The sequence below is a fragment of the Variovorax sp. FW301-JW7 genome, from assembly GCF_058788795.1.
This window is the reverse complement of sequence record NZ_JBYTBC010000008.1, coordinates 162,854-185,217: the sequence shown is the minus strand read 5'-3', so window position 1 is coordinate 185,217 and position 22,364 is coordinate 162,854. Positions and strand designations below refer to the sequence as shown.

General features: G+C 69.6%; 19 protein-coding genes. 14 read left to right on the top strand and 5 right to left on the bottom strand.

Going from position 1 to position 22,364, the window contains the following annotated elements:
* Positions 1-40 precede the first annotated feature (40 nt).
* A complete protein-coding gene (locus AC3WQM_RS21975; protein ID WP_492681666.1) occupies positions 41-2,911 on the bottom strand; it encodes a valine--tRNA ligase in 2,871 nt (956 codons plus the stop codon).
* A 105-nt stretch (positions 2,912-3,016) separates the two neighbouring features.
* On the opposite strand from AC3WQM_RS21975, the gene yaaA reads away from it, so the two are divergent.
* From yaaA to AC3WQM_RS21925, 10 genes are all read left to right on the top strand, one after another.
* A complete protein-coding gene (yaaA, locus tag AC3WQM_RS21970; protein WP_492681664.1) occupies positions 3,017-3,802 on the top strand; it encodes a peroxide stress protein YaaA in 786 nt (261 codons plus the stop codon).
* A gap of 153 nt (positions 3,803-3,955) precedes the next feature.
* On the top strand, positions 3,956-4,798 hold the full coding sequence (locus AC3WQM_RS21965; RefSeq protein WP_492681662.1) for a 2OG-Fe(II) oxygenase: 843 nt from the start codon (positions 3,956-3,958) through the stop codon (positions 4,796-4,798).
* Between the two features lie 19 nt (positions 4,799-4,817).
* Positions 4,818-5,717, top strand: a complete 900-nt coding sequence (locus tag AC3WQM_RS21960; protein WP_492681660.1) for an alpha/beta fold hydrolase — start codon at positions 4,818-4,820, stop codon at positions 5,715-5,717.
* A complete protein-coding gene (gene queF / locus AC3WQM_RS21955; RefSeq protein WP_492681658.1) occupies positions 5,714-6,589 on the top strand; it encodes an NADPH-dependent 7-cyano-7-deazaguanine reductase QueF in 876 nt (291 codons plus the stop codon). The genes AC3WQM_RS21960 and queF overlap by 4 nt, the downstream gene beginning before the upstream one ends.
* A gap of 142 nt (positions 6,590-6,731) precedes the next feature.
* Positions 6,732-7,637, top strand: a complete 906-nt coding sequence (locus AC3WQM_RS21950) for an SDR family NAD(P)-dependent oxidoreductase (protein ID WP_492681656.1) — start codon at positions 6,732-6,734, stop codon at positions 7,635-7,637.
* A gap of 95 nt (positions 7,638-7,732) precedes the next feature.
* Positions 7,733-8,623: a LysR family transcriptional regulator gene (locus AC3WQM_RS21945; RefSeq protein WP_489057864.1), complete on the top strand. Its 891-nt coding sequence runs from the start codon at positions 7,733-7,735 to the stop codon at positions 8,621-8,623.
* A 20-nt stretch (positions 8,624-8,643) separates the two neighbouring features.
* Positions 8,644-9,531, top strand: a complete 888-nt coding sequence (locus AC3WQM_RS21940) for a LysR family transcriptional regulator (protein WP_099795466.1) — start codon at positions 8,644-8,646, stop codon at positions 9,529-9,531.
* 115 nt (positions 9,532-9,646) lie between these two features.
* Positions 9,647-10,801 (top strand): mandelate racemase/muconate lactonizing enzyme family protein, encoded by a 1,155-nt coding sequence (locus tag AC3WQM_RS21935; protein WP_070062161.1) that lies wholly within the window; start codon positions 9,647-9,649, stop codon positions 10,799-10,801.
* Between the two features lie 100 nt (positions 10,802-10,901).
* Positions 10,902-11,885: a Bug family tripartite tricarboxylate transporter substrate binding protein gene (locus AC3WQM_RS21930; RefSeq protein WP_492681654.1), complete on the top strand. Its 984-nt coding sequence runs from the start codon at positions 10,902-10,904 to the stop codon at positions 11,883-11,885.
* A gap of 1 nt (position 11,886) precedes the next feature.
* A complete protein-coding gene (locus tag AC3WQM_RS21925) occupies positions 11,887-12,597 on the top strand; it encodes an arylmalonate decarboxylase (protein ID WP_492681652.1) in 711 nt (236 codons plus the stop codon).
* A 6-nt stretch (positions 12,598-12,603) separates the two neighbouring features.
* Here the strand turns inward: AC3WQM_RS21925 and AC3WQM_RS21920 are convergent, their stop codons facing one another.
* Genes AC3WQM_RS21920 through AC3WQM_RS21910 form a run of 3 tightly spaced genes read right to left on the bottom strand, consistent with a single transcriptional unit; the run spans position 12,604 to position 15,927 of the window.
* Positions 12,604-13,965 carry an MmgE/PrpD family protein gene (locus AC3WQM_RS21920; RefSeq protein WP_492681650.1) on the bottom strand — a complete coding sequence of 454 codons (1,362 nt, stop codon included), beginning with the start codon at positions 13,963-13,965 and terminating at the stop codon, positions 12,604-12,606.
* A gap of 10 nt (positions 13,966-13,975) precedes the next feature.
* Positions 13,976-15,139 carry an acyl-CoA dehydrogenase family protein gene (locus tag AC3WQM_RS21915; RefSeq protein ID WP_492681648.1) on the bottom strand — a complete coding sequence of 388 codons (1,164 nt, stop codon included), beginning with the start codon at positions 15,137-15,139 and terminating at the stop codon, positions 13,976-13,978.
* Between the two features lie 5 nt (positions 15,140-15,144).
* Positions 15,145-15,927, bottom strand: coding sequence for a citryl-CoA lyase (locus tag AC3WQM_RS21910; protein WP_062479773.1), 783 nt, complete (start codon positions 15,925-15,927; stop codon positions 15,145-15,147).
* A gap of 144 nt (positions 15,928-16,071) precedes the next feature.
* Here AC3WQM_RS21910 and AC3WQM_RS21905 point away from each other — a divergent pair, with 144 nt between their 5' ends.
* Genes AC3WQM_RS21905 through AC3WQM_RS21895 form a run of 3 tightly spaced genes read left to right on the top strand, consistent with a single transcriptional unit; the run spans position 16,072 to position 20,945 of the window.
* Entirely contained in the window at positions 16,072-18,408 is a 2,337-nt protein-coding gene (locus AC3WQM_RS21905) for an acyl-CoA dehydrogenase family protein (protein ID WP_492681646.1), read from the top strand.
* Between the two features lie 44 nt (positions 18,409-18,452).
* On the top strand, positions 18,453-19,442 hold the full coding sequence (locus AC3WQM_RS21900; protein ID WP_492681644.1) for a Bug family tripartite tricarboxylate transporter substrate binding protein: 990 nt from the start codon (positions 18,453-18,455) through the stop codon (positions 19,440-19,442).
* 3 nt (positions 19,443-19,445) lie between these two features.
* Complete coding sequence (locus AC3WQM_RS21895; RefSeq protein ID WP_492681642.1) at positions 19,446-20,945, top strand: class I adenylate-forming enzyme family protein; 1,500 nt, start codon at positions 19,446-19,448, stop codon at positions 20,943-20,945.
* On the opposite strand, the gene AC3WQM_RS21890 is transcribed toward AC3WQM_RS21895, so the two are convergent.
* Positions 20,908-21,375, bottom strand: coding sequence for a nuclear transport factor 2 family protein (locus tag AC3WQM_RS21890; protein ID WP_492681640.1), 468 nt, complete (start codon positions 21,373-21,375; stop codon positions 20,908-20,910). The genes AC3WQM_RS21895 and AC3WQM_RS21890 overlap by 38 nt on opposite strands.
* Positions 21,376-21,630: 255 nt before the next feature.
* Between AC3WQM_RS21890 and AC3WQM_RS21885 the strand changes: the two genes are divergently transcribed.
* On the top strand, positions 21,631-22,314 hold the full coding sequence (locus tag AC3WQM_RS21885; RefSeq protein ID WP_492681638.1) for a hypothetical protein: 684 nt from the start codon (positions 21,631-21,633) through the stop codon (positions 22,312-22,314).
* The last annotated feature ends 50 nt before the right edge of the window (positions 22,315-22,364 follow it).

The following is a 22,364-nucleotide window of genomic DNA, read 5'->3' as shown; positions in this document are numbered from 1 at the left end:
CCTGCATTCGCATCCTAAGCCCCCACCCTGGCCTCGTCTGTCAGCCGAGGCGCACAAGCTGGCCGCGCAGGCGCTCCAGCGTGGCGGTGAAATCGGCCAGGCGCGTGCGCTCCTGTTCGATCACGGCGGGCGGCGCCTTGGCCACGAAGGCCTCGTTGCCGAGCTTGCCGTGCACCTTGGCGATCTCGCCCTCGATGCGTGCAATTTCCTTGCCGATGCGCAGCTTCTCGGCCGCCTTGTCGATCTCCATGTGCAGGCACAGGCGCGTCGTGCCCACCACCGCCACGGGCGCGGCTTCGGCGGCGGCCTGCCACGAGGCCTCGTCGTCGAATACCTTCACTTCCTTGAGTTTGGCCAGCGCCTGCAGCACCGGGGCCGCGTCGCGCAGGAAGGCCGCGCCTTCGGCGTCGTCGGCCACCGCGTACAGCGGCAGGCGCGTGGCGGGCGACACGTTCATCTCGCCGCGCAGCGTGCGGCAGGCGTCGACCAGTGCCTTCAGGCGCGCCACGTGCGCCTCGGCGGCCTCGTCGATCTTCTCCGGCTGGCTCTGCGGGTAGGCCGCGATCATGATCGACGCGCCTTCACGGCCCGCGACCTTCGACACCTTCTGCCACAGCTCTTCGGTGATGAACGGGATGATCGGGTGCGCCAGGCGCAGCAGCGCCTCGAGCACGCGGATCAGCGTGCGGCGCGTGGCGCGCTTTTGCGCGTCGCCGCCGGTCTGGATCTGCACCTTGGCGATCTCGAGGTACCAGTCGCAGAACTCGTCCCAGGCGAACTGGTAGATCGCGTTGGCCACGTTGTCCAGGCGGTATTCCTCGAAGCCCTTGGCCACTTCGGCCTCGACGCGCTGCAGCTGCGAGACGATCCAGAAATCGGCGCGGCTGAACTTCAGGTAGCCATGCGCCTTGCCGCCGACCTGGCAGTCTTCCTTGCTGTGCTCCAGCAGGCCGCAGTCCTGGCCTTCGCAGTTCATCAGCACGAAGCGCGTGGCGTTCCACAGCTTGTTGCAGAAGTTGCGATAGCCCTCGCAGCGCTTCGAGTCGAAGTTGATGCTGCGGCCCAGCGATGCCAGCGAAGCGAAGGTGAAGCGCAGCGCATCGGCGCCGAAGGCTGGAATGCCCTCCGGGAATTCCTTCTGCGTGTTCTTGCGCACCGCCGGTGCGGTCTCGGGCTTGCGCAGGCCTTGGGTGCGCTTGTCGAGCAGCGCGGGCAGCTCGATGCCGTCGATCAGGTCGACCGGGTCGAGCACGTTGCCTTCGGACTTGCTCATCTTCTTGCCCTGCGCGTCGCGCACCAGGCCGTGGATGTACACGTCCTTGAACGGCACCGTGCCCATGAAGTGCTTGGTCATCATGATCATCCGGGCGACCCAGAAGAAGATGATGTCGTAGCCCGTCACGAGCACGGTCGAGGGCAGGTACAGCGCCAGGTCCTGCGTCTTCTCGGGCCAGCCCAGCGAAGAGAAGGGCACCAGCGCCGACGAGTACCAGGTGTCGAGCACGTCTTCGTCGCGCGTGAGCGTCTTGCCCGGTGCCTTGGCCTGCGCCTCGGCTTCGGTCTCGGCCACGTACACCTTGCCGTCTTCGTCGTACCAGGCGGGAATCTGGTGGCCCCACCAGAGCTGGCGCGAAATGGTCCAGTCCTGGATGTTCTCCATCCAGTGGTTGTAGGTGTTGACCCAGTTCTCGGGCACGAAGCGCACTTCGCCCGACTTCACGACGTCGATGGCCTTCTGCGCGATCGACTGGCCGTCGGCGCCGGGGCGCGTCATGGCCACGTACCACTGGTCGGTGAGCATGGGCTCGACCACGGCGCCCGAGCGCGCGCAGCGCGGCACCATCAGGCGGTGCTTCTTCACCTCGACCAGCAGGCCCAGCGCCTCCAGGTCGGCCACGATGGCCTTGCGCGCCACGAAGCGGTCCAGGCCGCGGTACTTTTCGGGCGCGTTGTCGTTGATGGTCGCGTCCAGCGTCAGGATGCCGATCACCTCGAGCTTGTGGCGCTGGCCGACGGCGTAGTCGTTGTAGTCGTGCGCGGGCGTCACCTTGACCACGCCGGTGCCGAATTCCTTGTCGACGTAGTCGTCGGCAATGATCGGAATCAGCCGGTCCACCAGCGGCAGCTTCACGCGCTGGCCGATCAGGTGCTTGTAGCGCTCGTCTTCGGGGTGGACCATCACGGCCGTGTCGCCGAGCATGGTCTCGGGGCGCGTGGTGGCCACCGTGAGCGTGCCGCTGCCGTCTTCCAGCGGGTAGGCGATGTGCCAGAGCGAGCCGTCTTCTTCCTCGCTCTCGACTTCCAGGTCGCTCACCGAGGTCTTGAGCACCGGGTCCCAGTTGCCCAGGCGCTTGCCGCGGTAGATCAGGCCTTCTTCATACAGCTTCACGAAGGTGTGCGTGACCACCTTCGAGAGGTCGTCGTCCATCGTGAAGTACTCGCGGCTCCAGTCGACCGTGTCGCCCATGCGGCGCATCTGCTCGGTGATGGTGCTGCCCGACTTTTCCTTCCATTCCCACACGCGCGCCACGAAGTTCTTGCGGCCCAGGTCGTGGCGGCTGACCTTCTGCTCCTGCAGCTGGCGCTCCACCACGATCTGGGTGGCGATGCCCGCGTGGTCGGTGCCCGGCACCCACAGCGTGTTGGCGCCCTTCATGCGGTGGTAGCGCGTGAGGCTGTCCATGATCGTCTGGTTGAACGCATGGCCCATGTGCAGCGTGCCCGTCACGTTGGGCGGCGGCAGCTGGATCGCGAACGACTCGGCGCCTTCCTTGGGCTGCTGCGTGCCGCGGAAGCCCGCCTTGGCGTAGCCGCGCTGCTCCCATTCCGGGCCCCAGTGCGCCTCGATGGCGGCGGGTTCGAACGATTTGGACAGGCTCTCGAGGCCGGGCTGGGAGGTAGGTTCGCTCATGGGGAATGCAAAACGGCACCCTCGGGTGCCGTTGGTGACAGGGTGGGATTGCCCGGGATTTTACCGGGGCGGCTCGGGGAAACCCCAGCCCCACATAATCGACTGATGCTGTTCCTGCTTTCCCCCGCGAAGTCGCTCGACTACGACACCCCCGTCCCCTCCGAAACCCCCGCCACCCAGCCCCATTTCGAAGCCCCGCGCGGCCCCTCGGTCGAACTCATCAAGCTCTTGCGCGAGAAGTCGCCCCAGGACATCGCCGAGCTGATGCACCTGTCGGACAAGCTCTCGGCCCTCAACGTGGCCCGCTACGCCGCCTGGTCGTCCAAGAGCACCGACAAGAACGCCCGCCAGGCCGCCTTCGCCTTCGACGGCGACGTCTACGGCGGCTTCGACGCCCGCAGCCTCACGCCCGCCCAGCTCGCCTGGGCGCAGGACCACGTGGGCATCCTCAGCGGCCTGTACGGCCTGCTGCGCCCGCTGGACCGCCTGCAGCCCTATCGGCTCGAAATGGGCACCGCGCTGGCCAACCGCCACGGCAAGGACCTGTACGCCTTCTGGGGCTCGCGCATCGCCGAGCACCTGAACGAGCGCCTGGCGGCCGACCGCACGCCGGTCGTCGTCAACGTCGCCTCGCAGGAGTACTTCAAGTCGGTCGACCAGAAGGTGCTCAAGGCCCGCGTGGTCGAATGCGTGTTCCAGGAGTGGAAGGGCGACAAGTACAAGATCGTGAGCTTCTTCGCCAAGCGCGCCCGCGGCCTGCTGGCGCGCTGGGCCGTGCTGCATCAAGCGGCCACGCCCAAGGCGCTGGAAAAATTCGACCTCGAGGGTTATGGTTTCGACGCTCAAGCGTCGACAGCCGAAAGGCTGGTGTTCAGAAGAAAGCTAGCATGACCCCCAGGCTGCGCGCACTTCGTGTCGCTTCGCCAACCCCCTTCCAGGGGGCAACACCAGCGGCCCGGCAAAGCCGGTTCCGCGGTGTTTCTGGCGAAGAACTGCGTGGAGTCATGTGTTGCGGGTCTCATTGCAGAGTGGAGGAGCACTGACATGTCCCAAGCGATCAGTCCGGAATTGCGCGAATGGCTGGTGGCCCAGCTCGCGGCCGGCCATTCGGTGCCCGCGTTGCGCATGTCGATGCGGGCGGCCGGCTGGCAGGATGCCGCCACCGACCTGGCGCTGGCCCAGCTCGAGGCCGGCTTCCCCGATGTCGCGGCGGCCCTGGCGCCGGCCCGCACCGAGATGCCCGGCCCCGACCTGGACGGCGCGCCGCTGTACATCGAGGCCGGCGACCGCCGCGTGCAGGTGCTGCAGACCGTGCGGCATCCGCGCGTCGTGGTGTTCGGCAACCTGCTGTCGGTCGATGAATGCGAAGGCCTGATCGCCGCCGCGCGCGTGCGGCTGGCCCGCTCGCTCACCGTCGAGACCCGCACCGGCGGCGAGGTGCTCAACGTCGATCGCACCAGCGACGGCATGTTCTTCGAGCGCGGCGAGAACGAGATCGTCGCGCGCCTCGAGCAGCGCCTGGCCATGCTGCTGCGCTGGCCGCTCGAGTACGGCGAGGGCCTGCAGATCCTGCGCTACGCGCCCGGCGCGCAGTACCGCCCGCACTACGACTACTTCGACCCGCACGAGCCCGGCACGCCCACCATCCTCAAGCGCGGCGGCCAGCGCGTGGCCACGCTCGTGATGTACCTGCAGGAGCCTGAGCAGGGCGGCGCCACCACCTTCCCCGACATCGGGCTCGAAGTGGCCCCGGTGCGCGGCACCGGCGTGTTCTTCAGCTACGACCGGCCCGACCCCGCCACCCGCACGCTGCACGGCGGCGCGCCGGTGCTCGCGGGCGAGAAGTGGGTCGCCACCAAGTGGCTGCGCGAACGCGAGTTCAAGTAAAAAGAAAAACAAGGACCCGATGAAAGTCACCGCCAACGGCCTGCAGATCGAAGTCGACGACACCGGCGGCGAAGGGCGCCCCGTCATCCTGCTGATCATGGGGCTGGGCATGCAGCTGGTCGCTTGGCCCGACGCGTTCGTGCAGCAGCTGGTCGATGCGGGCTTTCGCGTGGTTCGCCACGACAACCGCGACATCGGCCTGAGCCAGGGCTTCGATCACCTGGGCACCGGCAACCTCGTGTGGGAAACCATCCGCCACCGCATCGGCCTGAAGGTGCGCAGCGCCTACACGCTGCAGGACATGGCGCTCGATTCGCTCGGCGTGCTCGACGCGCTGGGCATCAAGAAGGCCCACATCGTCGGCGCCTCGATGGGCGGCATGATCGCCCAGCGCATCGCCGCCACCGCGCCCGAACGCACCGCCAGCCTCGTGAGCATCATGAGCTCCAGCGGTGCGCGCGGCCTGCCGGGCCCGCGCCGCGAGGTCGGGGCCATGCTCATGCGGCGCCCGCGCAGCCACGACGAGGCCGCGCTGGTCGCGCACAGCATCAAGCTGCTGCGGCTCATCCAGAGCCCGGCCTACCCGCAAACCGACGAGCAACTGGCCGCGCGCCTTACCTTCAGCATGCGCCGCGCCTACCACCCGGCCGGCCTGATGCGCCAGATGCTCGCCATCGGCGCCGACGACGACCGCCCGCAGGTGCTGGCGCGCATCCAGCGCCCGACGCTGGTGCTGCACGGCGACGCCGACGCGCTCGTGCCCATCGCCTGCGGCCGCGATTCGGCGCAGCGCATTCCGGGTGCGACCTTCATCGCCGTGCCCGGCATGGGCCACGACCTGCCGCCCGAGGTCTGCACGATCCTCGCCCACCACATCGCTCCGTTCGCACACGCGGCGGATGCCGGAACCGCCCCATGAGCCACGACCCGACCAACCCCAACGCCAACACCCCCGAGCAGTCGCAGCTCGGCCGCGCCTCGGCCTACGCCGACAAGTACGACCCGAGCCTGCTGTTCCCCATCGCACGCACCACGCAGCGCGAAGCCATGGGCATCCAGGCCGGCGCCTTGCCCTTCTTCGGCGCCGACCTCTGGACCGCCTTCGAGCTCAGCTGGCTGAACCCGCGCGGCAAGCCGCAGGTGGCCATCGCGCACTTCACCATTCCCTGCGAAACGCCCAACATCATCGAGAGCAAGTCGTTCAAGCTGTACCTCAACAGCTTCAACAACAGCACCTTCGCCAGCATCGATGCGGTGCGCGAGCACCTGCGCACCGACCTCGCCGAAGCCGCATGGCGCGGCAGCGACCAGTCGGCCGGCATCGGCGTGAAACTGCTCACGCCCGACCTCTTCGACCGCGAACCGGTGCACGAGATCGACGGCCTGGACCTCGACCGCCTCGACATCGAATGCACGCACTACCAGCCCGCGCCCGAGCTGCTGAGCAGCGACACGACGCAGGTGCACGTGAACGAAACCCTCACCAGCCGGCTTCTGAAGAGCAACTGCCTCGTCACCGGCCAGCCCGACTGGGGCAGCGTGCAGATCCGCTACAGCGGCCCGCCCATCGACCAGGCCGGCCTGCTGGCGTACATCGTGAGCTTTCGCAACCACAACGAGTTCCACGAACCCTGCGCCGAGCGCATGTTCACGGACATCTGGCGCCAATGCCAGCCGACCAAGCTCGCGGTGTATGCGCGCTACACGCGGCGCGGCGGGCTGGACATCAACCCGTTTCGCACGAGCTGGCCGCAGACGCTGCCGGCGAACATCCGCACGGCGCGGCAGTAACGGCCACCCGCAGGCGGTCGCGCGCAGCCGCGGCTTAAGCCCCTCTTCGGAATTCCTGAACTCGCAGGCCGCCCCCTGTGGCATTCTGAAATTCCCCCGCGAACTCGCGGGCGAACGAACATCCGAAGCAGAGGCAAGACACATGGTTGAAGGCAAAGTGGTCGTCGTCACCGGCGCGGGCGGCGGCATCGGGCGCGACATCGCGCTCGCGATGGCGCGGCACGGCGCGAAGGTGGTGGTCAACGACATCGGCGCGGGGCTCGACGGCGCCGGCGGCAGTGCCGGGCCGGCGCAGCAGGTGGTCGAGGAGATTCGCGCGGCGGGTGGACAGGCGGCGCCCAACACCGACAGCGTGGCCGATGCCGCCAGTGCGGGGCGCATCGTGGAATGCGCGGTCGACAGCTTCGGGCGCATCGATGTGGTGGTCAACAACGCGGGCATCCTGCGCGACCGGTTCTTTCACAAGATGTCGGTCGACGAGTGGGACGCGGTGATCAAGGTGCACCTGTACGGCGCCTACTTCGTGAGCCGCGCGGCCGCGACGCACTTCAAGGAACAGAATTCGGGCGCGCTGGTGCACATGACCTCCACCTCGGGCCTGATCGGCAACTTCGGCCAGGCCAACTACGCGGCGGCCAAGCTCGGCATCGCGGCGCTGTCGAAGTCCATCGCGCTGGACATGCTCAAGTTCAACGTGCGCTCCAACTGCATCGCGCCCTTCGCCTGGAGCCGCATGATCGGCGCGATTCCTACCGACACCGACGAGCAGCGCGCCCGCGTCGACAAGATCAAGCAGATGACGCCCGCCAAGGTGGCGCCGCTCGCGGTGTACCTGGCGAGTGACGCGGCGGCGGCCGTGAACGGCCAGATCTTCTCGGTGCGCAACAACGAGATCTCGCTCATCAGCCAGCCGCGCCCGGTGCGCTCCATCCACCGCTCGGAAGGCTGGACGCCCGAGAGCATCGCCGAGCACGCCATGCCCGCGATGCGCGCCAGTTTCTTCCCGCTGGACCGCTCGGCCGACGTGTTCAGCTGGGACCCGGTCTGAAGACATGAGGGCATGAGGACAAACCCGCAAGCGGCTGCAGGCGACGCCGTTCGCCGGACAATGCGCGTTCCTCCCGCTTCCTTCGTGCCCGCCCGGTGAACCTGCACTTCGACCTGTTCGACCTGAAACTGTTCGTCTACGTGGCGGACGCGCGCAGCCTCACGCGCGGCGCCGAGAAGGCCTGCATCTCGCTGGCCGCCGCGTCCACGCGCATCAAGCAGATGGAAGAGGCGGTGGGCGGCAAGCTGCTGCACCGCAGTGCGCAGGGCGTGAGCCTCACGGCCGCGGGGCAGGCGGTGCTGTACCACGCCAAGCGCGTGATGCAGCAGATGGAGCACCTGCGCTGCGACATGCAGGACTTCGGCAAGGGCATCAAGGGCCATGTGCGCGTGTTCGCCAACACCACCTCGATCACCGAGTACCTGCCGCAAAAACTTGCGGGCTTTCTCACGCAGCACCCGGCCGTGCAGGTCGACCTGCGCGAGTACCTGAGCGAAGAAATCGTGCGCGCCGTGGCCGACGGCGAGGCCGACATCGGCATCCTCGCGGGCGACGTGCACACCGGCGAGTTCGATGCGCGCCCGTTCGGGCGCAACCACCTCGTGCTGGTCGTGCCGGCCACGCACCACCTCGCGGGCGCGCCCTCGGTGGCCTTTGTCGACACGCTCGACGAGCAGCATGTGGGCCTGCACCACGGCAGCGCCATCCATCGCTTCCTGCAGCGTCGCGCCGAGCTGGCGGGGCGTGGCTTCAACCCGCGCATCCAGGTGAGCAGCTTCGAGGCCATCTGCCTGATGATCGAAGCCGGCGTGGGCGTCGGCGTGCTGCCGTCGTCGTCGGCGCAGCGACTGTCGATGGCGATGCGGATCGCCACGGTGCCCTTGAGCGACGCATGGGCCGAACGCGAACTCAAGCTCATCGCGCGCGACCGCGAGCAACTGCCGGCGTCGGCGCGCGAACTGTTCGACCACCTCGTGGCGCCCTGAGAAGGGGTGAACGAAGCCGCATGTCCGCCGACCTGAAATCGCTGCGCCTGTTCGTGGCCGTGTCCGACCACGGCAGCATCAGTGAAGGCGCCAAGCGCTGCCACATTGCGCTGGCCGCTGCGAGCAAGCGCATCTCCGATCTTGAAGCCCGCGCCCGGTTGCCGCTCCTGGTGCGCCATGCGCGCGGCGTCACGCTCACCTCGGCCGGCCATGGGCTGCTCCTGCACGCGCGCGCCGTGCTCTCGGCCATGGACCGGCTCGGCGCCGAGCTCGACGATTTCCAGAACGGCGTGGCGGGCGTGGTCAGCATCACGGCCAACGCCTCGACCATCGCGCAGTTCTTGCCGGCGCAGATCGGCTCGTTCCTGCGCCTGCATCCGGTGCTCAAGATCGACCTGCAGGAACGCGCCAGCACCGAGGTGGTGAAGGCCGTGCAGGCCGGCCTGGCCGACATCGGCGTGATCGAGGGTCAGACGCCCGCCGACGGCCTCGAATGCCTGCCCTACCGCACCGACGAGCTGGCCGTGGTGGTCGCGCGCGACCACCCGCTGGCGCGCCGCAAGCGCATCGATGTGGCCGAGGTGCTGCGCCACGACCATATCGTGGTGCGCGAAGGCACGGCGCTGCACCGCGTGCTGCTGGCCGCCGCGCTCGAGGCCCAGGTGCCGCTCAAGGTGCGCATGCAGGTGGGCAGCTTCGACATGGTCTGCCGCATGGTGGAGCAGGGCGTGGGCATCGGCGTGCTGCCCTATGCGGCCATCCTGCCGCAGCTGCAGATCCTCAAGCTGCGCTGCCTCAAGCTCGACGCGCCCTGGGCGCTGCGCCGTCACCTGCTGTGCGTGCGCCGCCAGCAGGAGCTCACGGCCGCCGCGCGCTCGGTGCTCGAACACCTCGGCCGCCCCGACTGATCCGGGACGCTCGGACGGCGAGCCTTCGCGTCGCGCGAAGGCTCGAACTCGCCAAAAACGAATTGTTCTCCTGCGGCCCTCGCGCAAAGATGCGGGCACACCAAAGGAGACACCCTTGAAGATCATCCGCGTCAGCGCCACGCCGCTGAACATCCCCGTGACCATCGACGTGGTCGGCCTGAACAAGCAGACCTCGCTGTCGCTGTGCCTCACCGAGATCGAGACCGACACCGGCCTCGTCGGCCACGGCATGACGGCCATCACCGAAGAAGAAATCATTGCCGCCGCCGTGCGCGAAGTGGCCGGCCCCGCGCTGATCGGCGAAGACCCGATGGCCACCGAGCGCCTGTGGGAGAAGCTCTACTGGCTGCTCTCGCCGCGCGGCCAGACCGGCTACGCGAGCCACACCATCGCCGCGCTCGACATCGCGCTGTGGGACCTGAAGGGCAAGGCGCTGGGCCAGCCGCTGTGGCGCCTGTTCGGCGGCGCGCGCGCCAAGGTGCCGGTGTACGCCACCTTCGGCTTCGGCTTCTTCGAGCGCGACCAGCTCGCCGCCGCCGCCAAGCTGTGGGTGTCGCAGGGCTTCCAGCGCCTGAAGATGACTGTCGGCAACCACGCGCTGGCGCGCCGCGACGAGCCGCGCCCGCTCGACGAGGTCATTGCCGAAGACGTGCGCCGCGTGGCCGCCGTGCGCGAGGCCGTGGGCCCCGACGTCAAGCTGTACGTCGATGCCAACTGCGGCCTCGACCTGTTCCACGCCACCGAACTCGCGCACCGCATCGAGCCCTACGGCATCAGCTTCTTCGAGGAGCCGCTCACGCAGAACGACGTGCGCCAGATGGCCCAGCTGCGCGCGCGCACGCGCATTCCGCTGGCCTGCGGGCAGAACGAGGGCCTGGCCTTCCGCTTTCGCGACCTGCTGGTGAATCAGGCGGCCGACGTGCTGCAGCCCAACGTGACCATCTCGGGCGGCTACTCGCAGTGCCTGAAGATCGCGGGCATGGCCGCGGCCTTCAACGTGCCCATCGACAACGGCGGCGCCTGGCCCTTCCACAACATGCACCTGCATGCGGGCGTGTCCAACGGCGGGCTGGTCGAGTACCACTACGTCGCGGTGCAGATGCTCAAGCAGATCTTCGACGGCCTGCCCGTGCCCGACCAGGGCTGGCTCACGCTGCCCGAGGCGCCGGGCCTGGGCTTCACGCCCAATGCCGAGCGCGTGCGCGAGCTCGCGAAGCTGCCGACCTCGCACGGGAAAGGCAAGGCCTGAGCGCCACCCGACGACACTTCCGACCACGACCAGGCCGCGCAGACGGCCGGCGCATCCCGACCACCACGGAGACAAGATGAACGACAGAAGAAGAGATGCCATGCGGCCCTCGCGCCGGCATGCCCTGCAGGCCACCCTGGCCCTGGCCGGCCTGCTGGCCGCCGCACCCGCCGCGTGGGCGCAGAAGTTTCCCGACAAGCCCATCCGCATCGTCGTCGGCTACTCGGCCGGCGGCGGTGTCGACGCGGTCGCGCGCATGCTCAGCGCGCGCCTGCCTGCGGTGCTGGGCCAGCAGGTGCTGGTCGAAAACCGCACCGGCGCCACCGGCCTCATCGCGGCCGACCTTGTCGCCAAGGCGCCGCCCGACGGCTACACGCTGATGATGGGCGACAGCGCCTTGCTCATCGCCAAGCTGCTGCAGCCGAAGATTCCGATCGATCCGCTGACCAGCTTCAAGCCCGTGGCCGGTGCCTTCGTGTCGCCGCTGATGATCGTCGCGGGCAATGACTTTCCCGCGAAGACGCCCGCCGAACTCGTCAAGGAACTCAAGGCGCACCCGGGCCGCTACTCCTACGCGTCGTCGGGCGTCGGTACCGTGCAGCACCTGGGCTTCGAGATGCTCAAGCAATCCACCGGCGCGTTCGTGGTGCATGTGCCCTACCGCGGCGCGGCGCAGATCGTGCCCGACGTGGTCGGCGGCCAGGTGCCGCTGGGCGTGGTGAGCGCTACCGCTGCCATGGCGCAGTCGAAGGCCGGCAAGCTGCGCGCGTTGGCGCTGCTGAACAACGCGAAGCTCGAAGGCGCCGAAAGCGTGGCGCCACTGGCTGAGGCGCTGCCGGGCTTCGACGTGGCGCCGCGCATCTTCCTGCTCGCGCCGGCGGGCACGCCCAACGACGTGGTCGACAAGCTCTCGGCCGCCGTGAAGACCGTGCTCGACATGCCCGAGACGGGCACGGCCGCCGCCGCGCAAGGCACGCTGCGCGCCTACGCCACGCCGGCCCAGCTGGGCAGGGACATGGCAGAAGAAACGACGCGATGGAAACGCATCATCACGGACCAACGCATCGTGGCGGAGGGGAACTGAGGTGACACAACAGCCCCATCTCGGCCTCATCGTTCCGCCCGCAGCCGGCGCCGTGCCGGTCGACGGCCCGCTGCTCTACGGCGACCGCATCCGTTTCAGCGCCAAGGGCCTGGGCCTCGGCGAAATCTCCACGCGTGGCTACACCGAGGTGATCGACTCGGTCATCGGCAAGGCGCTGGCGCTGAAGGAAGAGGGCGCGAGCGCCGTCTCCCTCATGGGCACTTCGCTGAGCTTCTTTCGCGGCGTCGCCTTCACGCGCCAGTTGCAGCGCGAGATGGAACAGGCCACGGGCCTGCCCTGCACGACGATGAGCGACGCCATCCTCGCGGGCCTGCGTCACCTCAAGGTGCGGCGCGTGGCCGTCGCCACCGCTTACATCGACGAAGTCAACACGCAGCTGCGCACCTACCTCGAACAGAGCGACTTCGAACCGCTGGCGCTTGAAGGCCTGGCCATCTCCGACGTGCAGGCCGTGGGCCAGGTGTCGACCGAGGTGCTGGTCGACCTGTGCCTGAAGGTGTTCGAGGAGCAGCCCGGCGCCGACGGCCTCCTCATCTCGTGCGGCGGCCTCGTCACGCTCGATGCGGTGCGCGAGGTCGAGGCGCGCCTGCGGGTGCCCGTGGTGTCCAGCTCGCCCGCGGGCTTCTGGGACCTCGTGCGCACCGCCGGGCTCGATGCGCGCTCGCCGGGGCAGGGCCTGCTGTTCGCCTGAACGGCCTCAGCCGAGCCAGCGGCCCACGCGGGCCGTGCCGGCGAGCTGCCAGACACGTTCGCACAGCGCCTTCGCTTCGTCAGCCGTCGCGCCTTCGCCGTAGTGCGCCAGGCGCTGCATCTTGTCCTCGATCTCGGCGCGGCTCAGGCTGTTGCCGGGGTCGCCCTTGGGCTCGTCGACGCGGCCGGCCAATGTGCGGCCGTCGGCGGTGTGCACGCTGACCTTGCCGATCCAGCGCGCGGGGTAGGCGGTGTCGACCTCGTCGTCGAGCGCCATCGTCACCTTCTCGCGGAAGGCCGAGACCTCGGGCGAGAGAAAGTCGCGGTCGAACTCGCCCAGGCCCGCACGGCCGTGCACGGCGATGAGGCCCAGCACCGTGCCCATCGAGAACTTGCCCTGGTGCACCGTGGCGGGCACCGTCACGCGGCCCAGCACGTCGATGGCGCCCTGGTGCACGTGGGTCGTGACCCGGGACACGTCGGCCGGTTGGAGCTGGTTCTGTTCCATCACCTTCAGCAGCGCGTCGGCGGCCGGGTGCGTGTGGCGGCAGGAGGCGTGGTACTTGAACGAGGTTTCGGCCAGCGTCCAGCGCGTGCCCAGGCCGTCGGTGAGCTTGGCCGGATCGGCGTCGCTCGACATGCCCACGCCCAGCCCCTGCGCACCTTCGAGGATCTTGGCCGCGCCCGTGAAGCCGTCCTGCGCAAGGTAGGCCGACATCAGCCCGCTGGCCGCCGCGTGCGCGCAGTGCAGCTGTTTCGAGTCGGCCGCGTCGCGCAAAAATTCCCACACGCCGGCCGACTGCGTGCCGGCCGAGCCGAAGGCATGCAGCATCTGCTGCGGCGACAGTTCGAGCAGGCGGCCCACCGCCGCGGCCGCCGCGAGCGTGCCCGCCGTCGCCGTGGTGTGGAAGGTGCGGTAGTGCGACCGGCCCAGGAACTCGCCGACGCGGATGCCCACCTCGTAGCCCGCGACCACGGCCGTCAGCAGCTGCTCGCCGCTGGCGCCGAGGCTTTGTGCCACCGCCAGTGCGGGTGCGATGACCACCGCGGCGGGGTGGAACACCGAGCCGTTGTGCACGTCGTCCTGCTCCACGTAGTGCGAGGCCGCCGCGTTGACCATCGCCGCGAACAGCGGCGAGCTGGTGCGCCGCGAAGTGAGGATTTCGCTCGGGCCTTCAGCGGGGCCCATCATCTGCGCGAAGCGCTCGATGCTGCGCACGGGCCGCGCCGTGCGCGCCGCGAGCACGGAGCCGAGCCAGTCGAGCATCAGGTCCTCGGTGCGGCGCAGCACGGGCGCGGGAATGTCGGCAAACTTCAGCTCGGCCGCGAAGGTCGCGAGCACCTTGCTGGGGTGGTCGATGGCGTTCATGTGCAGTCCTTCAGAACGAGCGGGGCAGGCCGAGCATGTGCTCCGCCACGTAGCTCAAGATCAGATTCGTCGAGATCGGCGCCACCTGGTACAGCCGCGTCTCGCGGAACTTGCGCTCGATGTCGTATTCGCACGCAAAGCCGAAGCCGCCGTGGAACTGCAGGCAGGCGTTGGCCGCCTCCCAGCTCGCCTTGGCCGCGAGGTACTTCGCCATGTTGGCCTGCGCGCCGCAGGGCTGGCGCGCGTCGAACAGGCGGCAGGCCTCGTAGCGCATCAGGTTCGCGGCCTCGGTCTCGATGAAGGCTTCGGCAATCGGGAACTGCACGCCCTGGTTCTGCCCGATGGGGCGGCCGAACACCACGCGGTCCTTTGTGTAGGCCGTGACCTTGTCGATGAACCAGTAGCCGTCGCCGATGCACTCGGCTGCGATCAGCGTGCGCTCGGCGTTCAGGCCGTCGAGGATGTACTTGAAGCCCTGGCCTTCCTCGCCGATCAGGTTCTCCGCCGGGATCTCGAGGTTCTCGAAGAACAGCTCGTTGGTCTCGTGGTTCACCATGTTGAGGATGGGGCGCACCGTCATGCCTTTGCCGATGGCCTCGCGCAGGTCGACGATGAAGATCGACATGCCTTCCGACTTCTTCTTCACGTCCGCCAGCGGCGTGGTGCGCGCCAGCAGGATCATCAGGTCCGAATGCTGGATGCGCGAGATCCACACCTTCTGCCCATTGATGACGTAGCGGTCGCCCTTCTTCACGGCCGTGGTCTTGATCTTCGTGGTGTCGGTGCCGGTGGTCGGCTCGGTCACGCCCATCGACTGCAGGCGCAGCTCGCCGCTGGCGATCTTCGGCAGGTACTGGCGCTTCTGCGCTTCGCTGCCGTGGCGCAGCAGCGTGCCCATGTTGTACATCTGGCCGTGGCAGGCGCCCGAGTTGCCGCCGCAGCGGTTGATCTCTTCCATGATCACCGAGGCTTCGGTCAGGCCCAGGCCCGAGCCGCCGTACTCCTGCGGGATCAGGGCGGCCATCCAGCCGGCCTTCGTGAGCGCGTCGACGAACTCGGCGGGGTAGCCGCGCGCCTCGTCGACCTTGCGGAAGTACTCGTTGGGAAACTGCGCGCACAGGTCGCGCACGGCGTCGCGGATGTCGGGGAAACGGTTGTCGGTAGCGATCATCATGTGCTTCAGTCCTGGCGGGGGCCGCCCGCTTCTTTTTCGACGCGTTGCCAGATCTCGATGGCCATCGGGTCGTCGATCTCCTCGAGGATGTGGCCCACGAGGCCGATGGCGCGCGCCATCACGCCGAAGCCGCGGATGATCTTCCACGGAAAGCCGAACTCGGCCGCAATCGCGCCGATGGCGCCCGTGGCGTTGATCGGCAGCGACTTGCCCGACACGCGCTCGGCCTCTTCCTGCACGGCCTGCATCAGCGCGACGTAGTGGCTGGAGAGCCCGTTCTCGGCCGCGATCTGGAACAGGCGTGGCGTGCGCGGGTCGATCGGCTTGTGCAGCGGATGGCCCAGGCCCGGCACGATGATCTTGCGCGCGCGGTGGTCGGCCACGATGTCCTTGGCCATGTCGGCCAGCGGACGGCTCGGCTTCTCGCCGAAGGGAATGGCCTCGTACAGCATCTTCGCGGCGCCCTCGGTGCTGCCCACGAACACCGTGCCCAGCCCGCACAGGCCGGCGGCCACGGCGGCCTGCAGGGCCTCGGGCGCGCCGGCGTAGGTGAGCCGCGCGGCCAGTGCGCTGGGCGTCACGCCGTGCTCCACCAGCGTGACGACGATGGCGTTGAAGGTCACGGACTCCTGCGGCGTCGGGATGCGGCCCGTCAGCTCCAGGAAGGCCATGTCGCCCAGGTTGAGGTGGCCGAGGATTTCCGAGGGCAGGTCGCGCCCGCGCACGGTGATCTTGTCGGGCGTGCTGTGGCCGAGGTCGGTGTGCAGGGATTTCTTGATCTTTGTCATGGCCGCAAATCTATCCCCGCGCGCGCCCGCAGGCGCTCAGTGATTGCGAAACCCTCCCTTCCGCAATCGCGAATGCCCGCCGGCGGGGTCTTCGGGCACGCTGCGACTCGTCATTGCAACGGAAAAGAAAAGGCAGACAGCGCGATGGATTCCGACTCACTCCTGGCCGTGCGCGAAGCGGCGCTCGACTACTTCACCCGCAGCGGCGCCACCGCGCGACGCCGCGCCCGCACCGAGCAGCCGCAGGCCGACGAGGCGGAAGGCTGGGGCGAGATCGCCGCGCTCGGCTGGCCCGGCATGCTGGCGCCCGAAGCGGCCGGCGGCCTCGCGCTGGGGCTCGACGGCGCCGCGGAAATCCTGCGCGCGGCCGGCGAACACGCGGCGCCCGAGCCGTTGCTGGCGGTGGCGGGCCTGAGCGCGCTGCTGCTGGCGCGGCTCGACACGCCCGCGGCGCGTGCCCTGCTGGCCGAGCTGGTGGCGGGCTGCAGCCTGCCCGCGCTGGCCTGGCAGGAAAGCGCGGGCGACCTCAGCGCCGTGCCGTTGGCCTGCGGCTGCGAGGCGCGCGCGGGTCAGGGGAGCGGCGTGCTGCTGCAAGGCGACAAGCTCATGGTGCTGCCCGGCACCGCCGCCAGCGGCTGGCTGGTGTCGGCGCGCGGCGCGGACGACACCGTGCTGCTGTGGGTGCCGCGCGGCACAGAGGGCGTGAGCGAGACGATCGTGCCGCTGGTCGATGGCAGCCAGGCAGCCAACCTTCGCTTCGAAGAGGTCGTGCTGCCGGCCGACGCCGTGCTGGCCAGCGGGCCGGCCGCGCAGGAGGCGCTGCGCCAGGCGCTCGCCGCGGGGCAGATCCTGCAGGCCGCGGAGCTGCTCGGCGCAGGGCAGGCGATGCTGGCGCAGACGCTGGCCTACCTGCGCACCCGCTCGCAGTTCGGCAAGGCCATCGGCAGCTTCCAGGCGCTGCAGCACCGCAGCGTCGACATGTTCATCCACCTCGAGGTGGCGCAGGCCACGCTGAACGAGGTGCTCGCGCTGGCAAGCGACGGCACCTTGCCTTCTGACCGGCTCGAAGCCGAGGCCAGCCGCGTCAATGCGCGTTGCACGGCTGCCGCGCTGCAGGCGTCGCGCGCGGCGGTGCAGCTGCACGGGGCCATCGGCTACACGCAGGAGTGCGACCTGAGCCTGTTCTACAAGCGCGTGCTGTGCCTGTCGGCGTGGCTGGGCAATGCCACGGCGCACCAGCGCCGGCATGCCGCGCTGACTGGCGAAGCTGAAGCTACTGCGAGCAGTGCCGTGGCCTGGAACGGCGAGTTCCTCGCGCGCACCACCGACTGGTCCGCCATGCCCGAGGCCGAGTTCCGCCGCATGGTGCGCGGCTTCTTGCAGCAGCGCTATCCGGCGCATCTGCGCTACCTGTCGCACCGCGCGCGCTGGAGCGAGGTTCGCGAGTGGTACCTCACGCTCTCGGCGCAGGGCTGGATCGCGCCGGCCTGGCCGCAGTCGCACGGCGGCATGGGCCTGCCGGCGGACAAGCTCATCGCCTGGATCGAGGAGCTGGAGCAGCACGGCGTGGCGCGCGCGCCCGACCAGGGCATCGTGATGATCGGCCCGCTGCTGATCCAGCACGGCACGCCCGAACAGCAGCAGCGCTTTTTGCCGCGCATCCTGAGCGGCGAGCACGTGTGGTGCCAGGGCTATTCGGAGCCCAATGCCGGCTCCGACCTGGCCGGCCTGCGCACCGAGGCGGTGGCGGGGCGCGACGCGCAGGGCGATCACTTCGTCGTCAACGGCCAGAAGATCTGGACCACGCTCGCGCAGGATGCCAACCACATCTTCATGCTCGTGCGCACCGACAAGGGCGCGCGCAAGCAGGAGGGCATCAGCTTCCTGCTGTGCGACCTGCGCACGCCGGGCGTCACGGTGCGACCGATCCACACGCTCGCGGGCGAGCCCGAGTTCTGCGAGGTGTTCTTCGACAACGTGCGCGTGCCGGCCGACCAGCTCGTGGGCCGGCTGCACGGCGGCTGGACCATCGCGAAGGCGCTGCTGGGCTTCGAGCGCATCTTCCTGGGCAGCCCCAAGCAGTCGCAGTACGCGCTGGGCCAGCTGGCGCGGCTCGGGCAGGCACGACGGCTGTTTGCCGACCCGGTGTTCGCACAGCGCTTCGCGGCGCTGCGGCTCGACGTGCTCGACCTGTCGGCCGCCTACACGGGCTTTGCCGACATCGTGCGCGCGGGCAAGCCGCTGCCGGCCTCGGTGTCGCTGCTGAAGATCTGGGCCAGCGAGACCTACCACCGCATCGGTGCGCTGCTGGTCGAGGCCGGCGAAGAGCAGGGCGCGGTCGCGGGCGACCAGGTGCTCGACGGCCAGAGCTTCAACGTGCTCTCGCCGCTCATCGGCTCCACCGCCGCCATGATCTACGGCGGCACGAACGAGATCCAGCGCAACATCCTCGCGCGACAGGTCTTGGACCTGCCGGCCTGAGCGATGTGAGCCGCCAAAGACATACACAACTGGAGACAACGCTCATGCAATCCCTCGACCTCTTTTCGCGCCGCCAGCTCATGGCCGCGCTGGCGGGCGGCGCGGCGCTGGCCGCACTGCCGCACCGCGCCTTCGCGCAGCAGCCGCTGCCGCCGCTCATCAAGCTGGTGGTGGGCTATTCCGCCGGCGGGCCGGTCGACGGCGCTGCGCGCCTGCTCGCGCCCGCGCTGGGCCAGGAGCTGGGCACGCAGGTGATCGTCGACAACCGGCCCGGCGCCGCCGGTTCGCTCGGCGGCAACGCCGTGGCCAAGGCGCCGCCCGATGGCGCGATGCTGTTCTTCGGCGCGAGCCCGACCATCACCATCAACCCGAACGTGCAGCGCAGCATGCCCTTCGACCCGATGAAGGACCTCACGCCGCTGGCGCCGCTGGTCGACTACACCAACGTGCTGGTGGTCAACAACGACCTGCCGGTGCGCAGCGTGGGCGAGCTGCTGGCCTATGCCAAGGCCAAGCCCGGCAAGCTGTTCTACGGCTCGGCGGGCGTGGGCGCGTCGAACCACCTGAGCGGCGCGCTGCTCGAGAAGATGAGCGGCGTGCAGCTCACGCACGTGCCCTACAAGGGCAGCGCCCCGGCGCTGGCCGACGTGATGGCCGGCACCGTGCCGATGATGTTCGACATCATCGCCACCTCGCGGCCCTTCATCCAGTCGGGCAAGCTGCGCGCGCTGGCCGTCACCTCGCGCCAGCGCAACCGCATGCTGCCCGACGTGCCGACCATGATCGAGTCGGGCGTGCCCGGCTACGACGTGGGCGGCTGGTTCGGCCTGTACGGCCCGGCGCGCATGGACCCGGCGCTGGTGGCGCGCGTGAACGCCGCGGCGCAGAAGATGCTGGCGCGCGAAGACATCGCGCACCGCCTTCGCGAGCAGGGCTACGAGGTCTGGGCGGGCGCGCCGGAGGTGCTGGCGACCAAGGGCGTGTCGGACCGCAAGCTGTGGGCCAGCGCCTCCAAGGGCATCGAGGCGGAATAGCCGATGCAGCCCCGCATTCATCACCTGCTCGAAGACCGCGCGGCCCGCAGGCCGGACGCGGTGTTCCTCCACGAACCCGATGGCACCACCACCTATGGCGCACTGCAGGCCATGGTCGAGACCGCCGCGAACGACCTGCTCGCCGCCGGCGTGCGGCCGACCGACCGCGTGCTGCTGGTGGCCGAGAACTGCGCCGCCCACATCGCGCTGCTGCTGGCCTGCAGCCGCGTGGGGGCGTGGTCGTGCGGCGTCAACGCGCGCATGTCGCCGGGCGAGATCGCGGCCATTGCCGAGCGCGCCGACGCGCGGCTGTGTGGCTTCACCACCGACGCGTCCGACGCGGCGCGCACGCACGCGCAGCGCGCGTCGGCCGTGCCGGCCACGCTGCCCGGCGTGATGTTCACCGCCGCGCGTGACGACGCCCGACCCGAGCCCGACCCGGCACTGGCCGATGCCGCCGCGATCATCTTCACGTCAGGCACTTCGGGCACGCCCAAGGGCGTGATGGTGTCGCACCGCGGGCTGCTGCACTTCGGCCGCGTGTCGGCGGCGGTGCGCGCGCTCGACACGCACGACCGCGTCTACGCCTTCCTGCCCATGACCCACATCTTCGGCATCGGCACCGTGCTGATGGCCGCGCTCACGGGCGGGGCCGCGCTGGTGCTGCGCGCCAGCTTCTCGCCGGCCGACATGCTCGAGGCGCTGGCGCACGGGCAGGTGTCGAACCTGCTCGGGCCGCCGACCATGTACGCGCGGCTGCTGGCGCACATCGAGGCGCAGCAGCTGGCGCCGCGCTTTCCGCAGCTGCGCTACGTCTACACCGGCTCCGCGCCGCTCGACCCGGCGCTCAAGCAGCGCGTGGAACGGCTGTTCGGCCAGCCGCTGCACTACGGCTACGGCCTGTCGGAGTACGCGGGCTCGGTGTTCCTCACGCGCACCGAGGCGCCGCGCGCCGACACCTCGGCCGGCTATGTGGTCGAGGGTGGTGAGGGGCGCATCGTCACGGCCGAGGGCGCCGAAGCCGCCATCGGCGACACCGGCGAGATCTGGCTGCGCGGCCCGGGCCTGATGCTGGGCTACTTCCGCGACGCGGCCGCCACCGCGCAGGTGATGCGCCCGGGCGGCTGGTACGCCACCGGCGACCTCGGCCGCTTCGACGCCGACGGCGCGCTGTTCGTGGTGGGGCGGCTGAAGGAAATGATCATCCGCTCGGGCTTCAACGTGTACCCGGCCGAGGTCGAGGCGGTGATCGGCCGTTTCGCGGGCGTGCACCTGTGCGCCGTGGTCGGCGTGCCCGAGGCCGACGGCAACGAGCAGATCGTCGCCTTCGTCGAGCTGAACCCTGGCGCGTCGCTCGACGAGGCGGCGCTGCGCGCCCACCTGGCCGAGCACCTGTCGCCCTACAAGCGGCCGGCGCGCATCGAGGTGATCGACGCGATGCCGACCACCGCCAACGGCAAGCTGCTCAAGCGGGAACTGCAGGCACAGGCCCGGCAGCCCTGAGATCTGCAGGAAGGTCGCCGATGACGCTGCGGCGCCCCTTCTGCGTGTCCATGTACTCGCGCATGCGGGCGATGCGGCCCTCGCGCAGCGCGAGGATGAAGCAGTAGTCGTTGTCGTAGTGCCGGCCGTTGGCGAGCGTGGCCCGCAGGCGCATCTCCAGCACCACGGTGTCGCCGTCGCAGAGCAGGTGGGTGAAGTCCACCGACACGTCGGCCACGAACAGCTTCGGAAACTCCTCGACCAGGAAGCGCACGATCGTGTCCGGCCCGATCATGTGGTCGGTGAAGCCCAGGGCCACGCCGGTGGCGTTGTCCTTGGGCGCCAGCCATTCGGCGTCGTCGGTGAAGGCGGCGCGCACGCGCTGCGGGTCGCGGCTGGCGAAGGCCTTCCAGGCGTCGACGACGGCGCGCTTGTTCTGCTCGGGGGTCATAGGGTGTGCGGGGATGAAGTGAAGGAGCGGTGACGATAGGTGCGCGGCGTGGCGCCGGCCCGCTGCTTCCGGACCTTTCCATCCGGCGCCGTTCGGACGTAGGCTGCCTCCTACACGCGGCGGCCGAGGCCGGGGCCGATACTTGGGGGCCTCTTCTCCCGTTCGATCCAGAAAGTCCGCCGTGACCGTGCCTCCCTTCATTTCCCGCACCGCCTGCCGTGTCCACCCGGCAACTCCCTTCGCGGGCGGGCGGGCATGAAGGCCGCACCCAGCGCCCGCAGCTGGATCGCGGCCGGCGTGCGGCACGAGCTGCTCACGCGCGCCTTGCCGGCCCTTCGGCACGACATGACGGCGCCGGTCTCGGTGATCCGCATGGCGGTGCTGATGCTCAAGCGCCAGGTGGCGACCGACCCCGTCGACCCCGCCGCCTGCGAAGAGCGGGTGAACCTCATCGACAACCAGGTCTCCGAGCTGGTGGGCGCGATCCGCTCGCTGCGCGACTGGGAACTGGCTACCACCGACGACGGCATCACGCGCGGCGCGCTGGTGGCGCAATGCATGACGCTGATGCGCTCGGCCTTCGACCTGCACGGCGTGGCGCTCGAGGTCGACGACGCGCTCGCACCGCAGGAAGACGAACCGCGCCGGCCCAACGCTGCCGCGCAGCGCTACCTGGTCCTCGGCGCACTGGGCTACCTGCACGACGGCGTGGCCGAGGCCGGCGCCATCCGCATCGAAGCCGACGGTGCCGACGGGCTGCGCCTGAGCGCGGGGCCGCGCGAGGCGGGCGGTGCGTCCGCCGTGCTCGATGCACACCGCGCGCCGCGCGCGCTGGCCATCGATGCCGTCGCGCTGCAGAACCTGGCCGAAGACATGGGCTACGCCGTGGCCATCACGCCCGACAGCGTGCGCTTCGCGCTGGCGGCCCCTGCGGGGTGAGCGGGCCGGCGGGCACGATGGTTGCTGGCACCGGAGCCTGAGCTTCCTTT

What these genes read in the sequence shown, in the direction of transcription:
- AC3WQM_RS21930 (WP_492681654.1), top strand. Translation starts at nt 10,902, where the DNA reads ATGCGGCCCTCGCGCCGGCATGCCCTGCAGGCCACCCTGGCCCTGGCC.
- AC3WQM_RS21975 (WP_492681666.1), bottom strand. Translation starts at nt 2,911, where the DNA reads ATGAGCGAACCTACCTCCCAGCCCGGCCTCGAGAGCCTGTCCAAATCG.
- AC3WQM_RS21885 (WP_492681638.1), top strand. Translation starts at nt 21,631, where the DNA reads ATGAAGGCCGCACCCAGCGCCCGCAGCTGGATCGCGGCCGGCGTGCGG.
- AC3WQM_RS21890 (WP_492681640.1), bottom strand. Translation starts at nt 21,375, where the DNA reads ATGACCCCCGAGCAGAACAAGCGCGCCGTCGTCGACGCCTGGAAGGCC.
- AC3WQM_RS21905 (WP_492681646.1), top strand. Translation starts at nt 16,072, where the DNA reads ATGGATTCCGACTCACTCCTGGCCGTGCGCGAAGCGGCGCTCGACTAC.
- AC3WQM_RS21950 (WP_492681656.1), top strand. Translation starts at nt 6,732, where the DNA reads ATGGTTGAAGGCAAAGTGGTCGTCGTCACCGGCGCGGGCGGCGGCATC.
- queF (WP_492681658.1), top strand. Translation starts at nt 5,714, where the DNA reads ATGAGCCACGACCCGACCAACCCCAACGCCAACACCCCCGAGCAGTCG.
- AC3WQM_RS21900 (WP_492681644.1), top strand. Translation starts at nt 18,453, where the DNA reads ATGCAATCCCTCGACCTCTTTTCGCGCCGCCAGCTCATGGCCGCGCTG.
- AC3WQM_RS21920 (WP_492681650.1), bottom strand. Translation starts at nt 13,965, where the DNA reads ATGAACGCCATCGACCACCCCAGCAAGGTGCTCGCGACCTTCGCGGCC.
- yaaA (WP_492681664.1), top strand. Translation starts at nt 3,017, where the DNA reads ATGCTGTTCCTGCTTTCCCCCGCGAAGTCGCTCGACTACGACACCCCC.
- AC3WQM_RS21965 (WP_492681662.1), top strand. Translation starts at nt 3,956, where the DNA reads ATGTCCCAAGCGATCAGTCCGGAATTGCGCGAATGGCTGGTGGCCCAG.
- AC3WQM_RS21915 (WP_492681648.1), bottom strand. Translation starts at nt 15,139, where the DNA reads ATGATGATCGCTACCGACAACCGTTTCCCCGACATCCGCGACGCCGTG.
- AC3WQM_RS21960 (WP_492681660.1), top strand. Translation starts at nt 4,818, where the DNA reads ATGAAAGTCACCGCCAACGGCCTGCAGATCGAAGTCGACGACACCGGC.
- AC3WQM_RS21895 (WP_492681642.1), top strand. Translation starts at nt 19,446, where the DNA reads ATGCAGCCCCGCATTCATCACCTGCTCGAAGACCGCGCGGCCCGCAGG.
- AC3WQM_RS21940 (WP_099795466.1), top strand. Translation starts at nt 8,644, where the DNA reads ATGTCCGCCGACCTGAAATCGCTGCGCCTGTTCGTGGCCGTGTCCGAC.
- AC3WQM_RS21910 (WP_062479773.1), bottom strand. Translation starts at nt 15,927, where the DNA reads ATGACAAAGATCAAGAAATCCCTGCACACCGACCTCGGCCACAGCACG.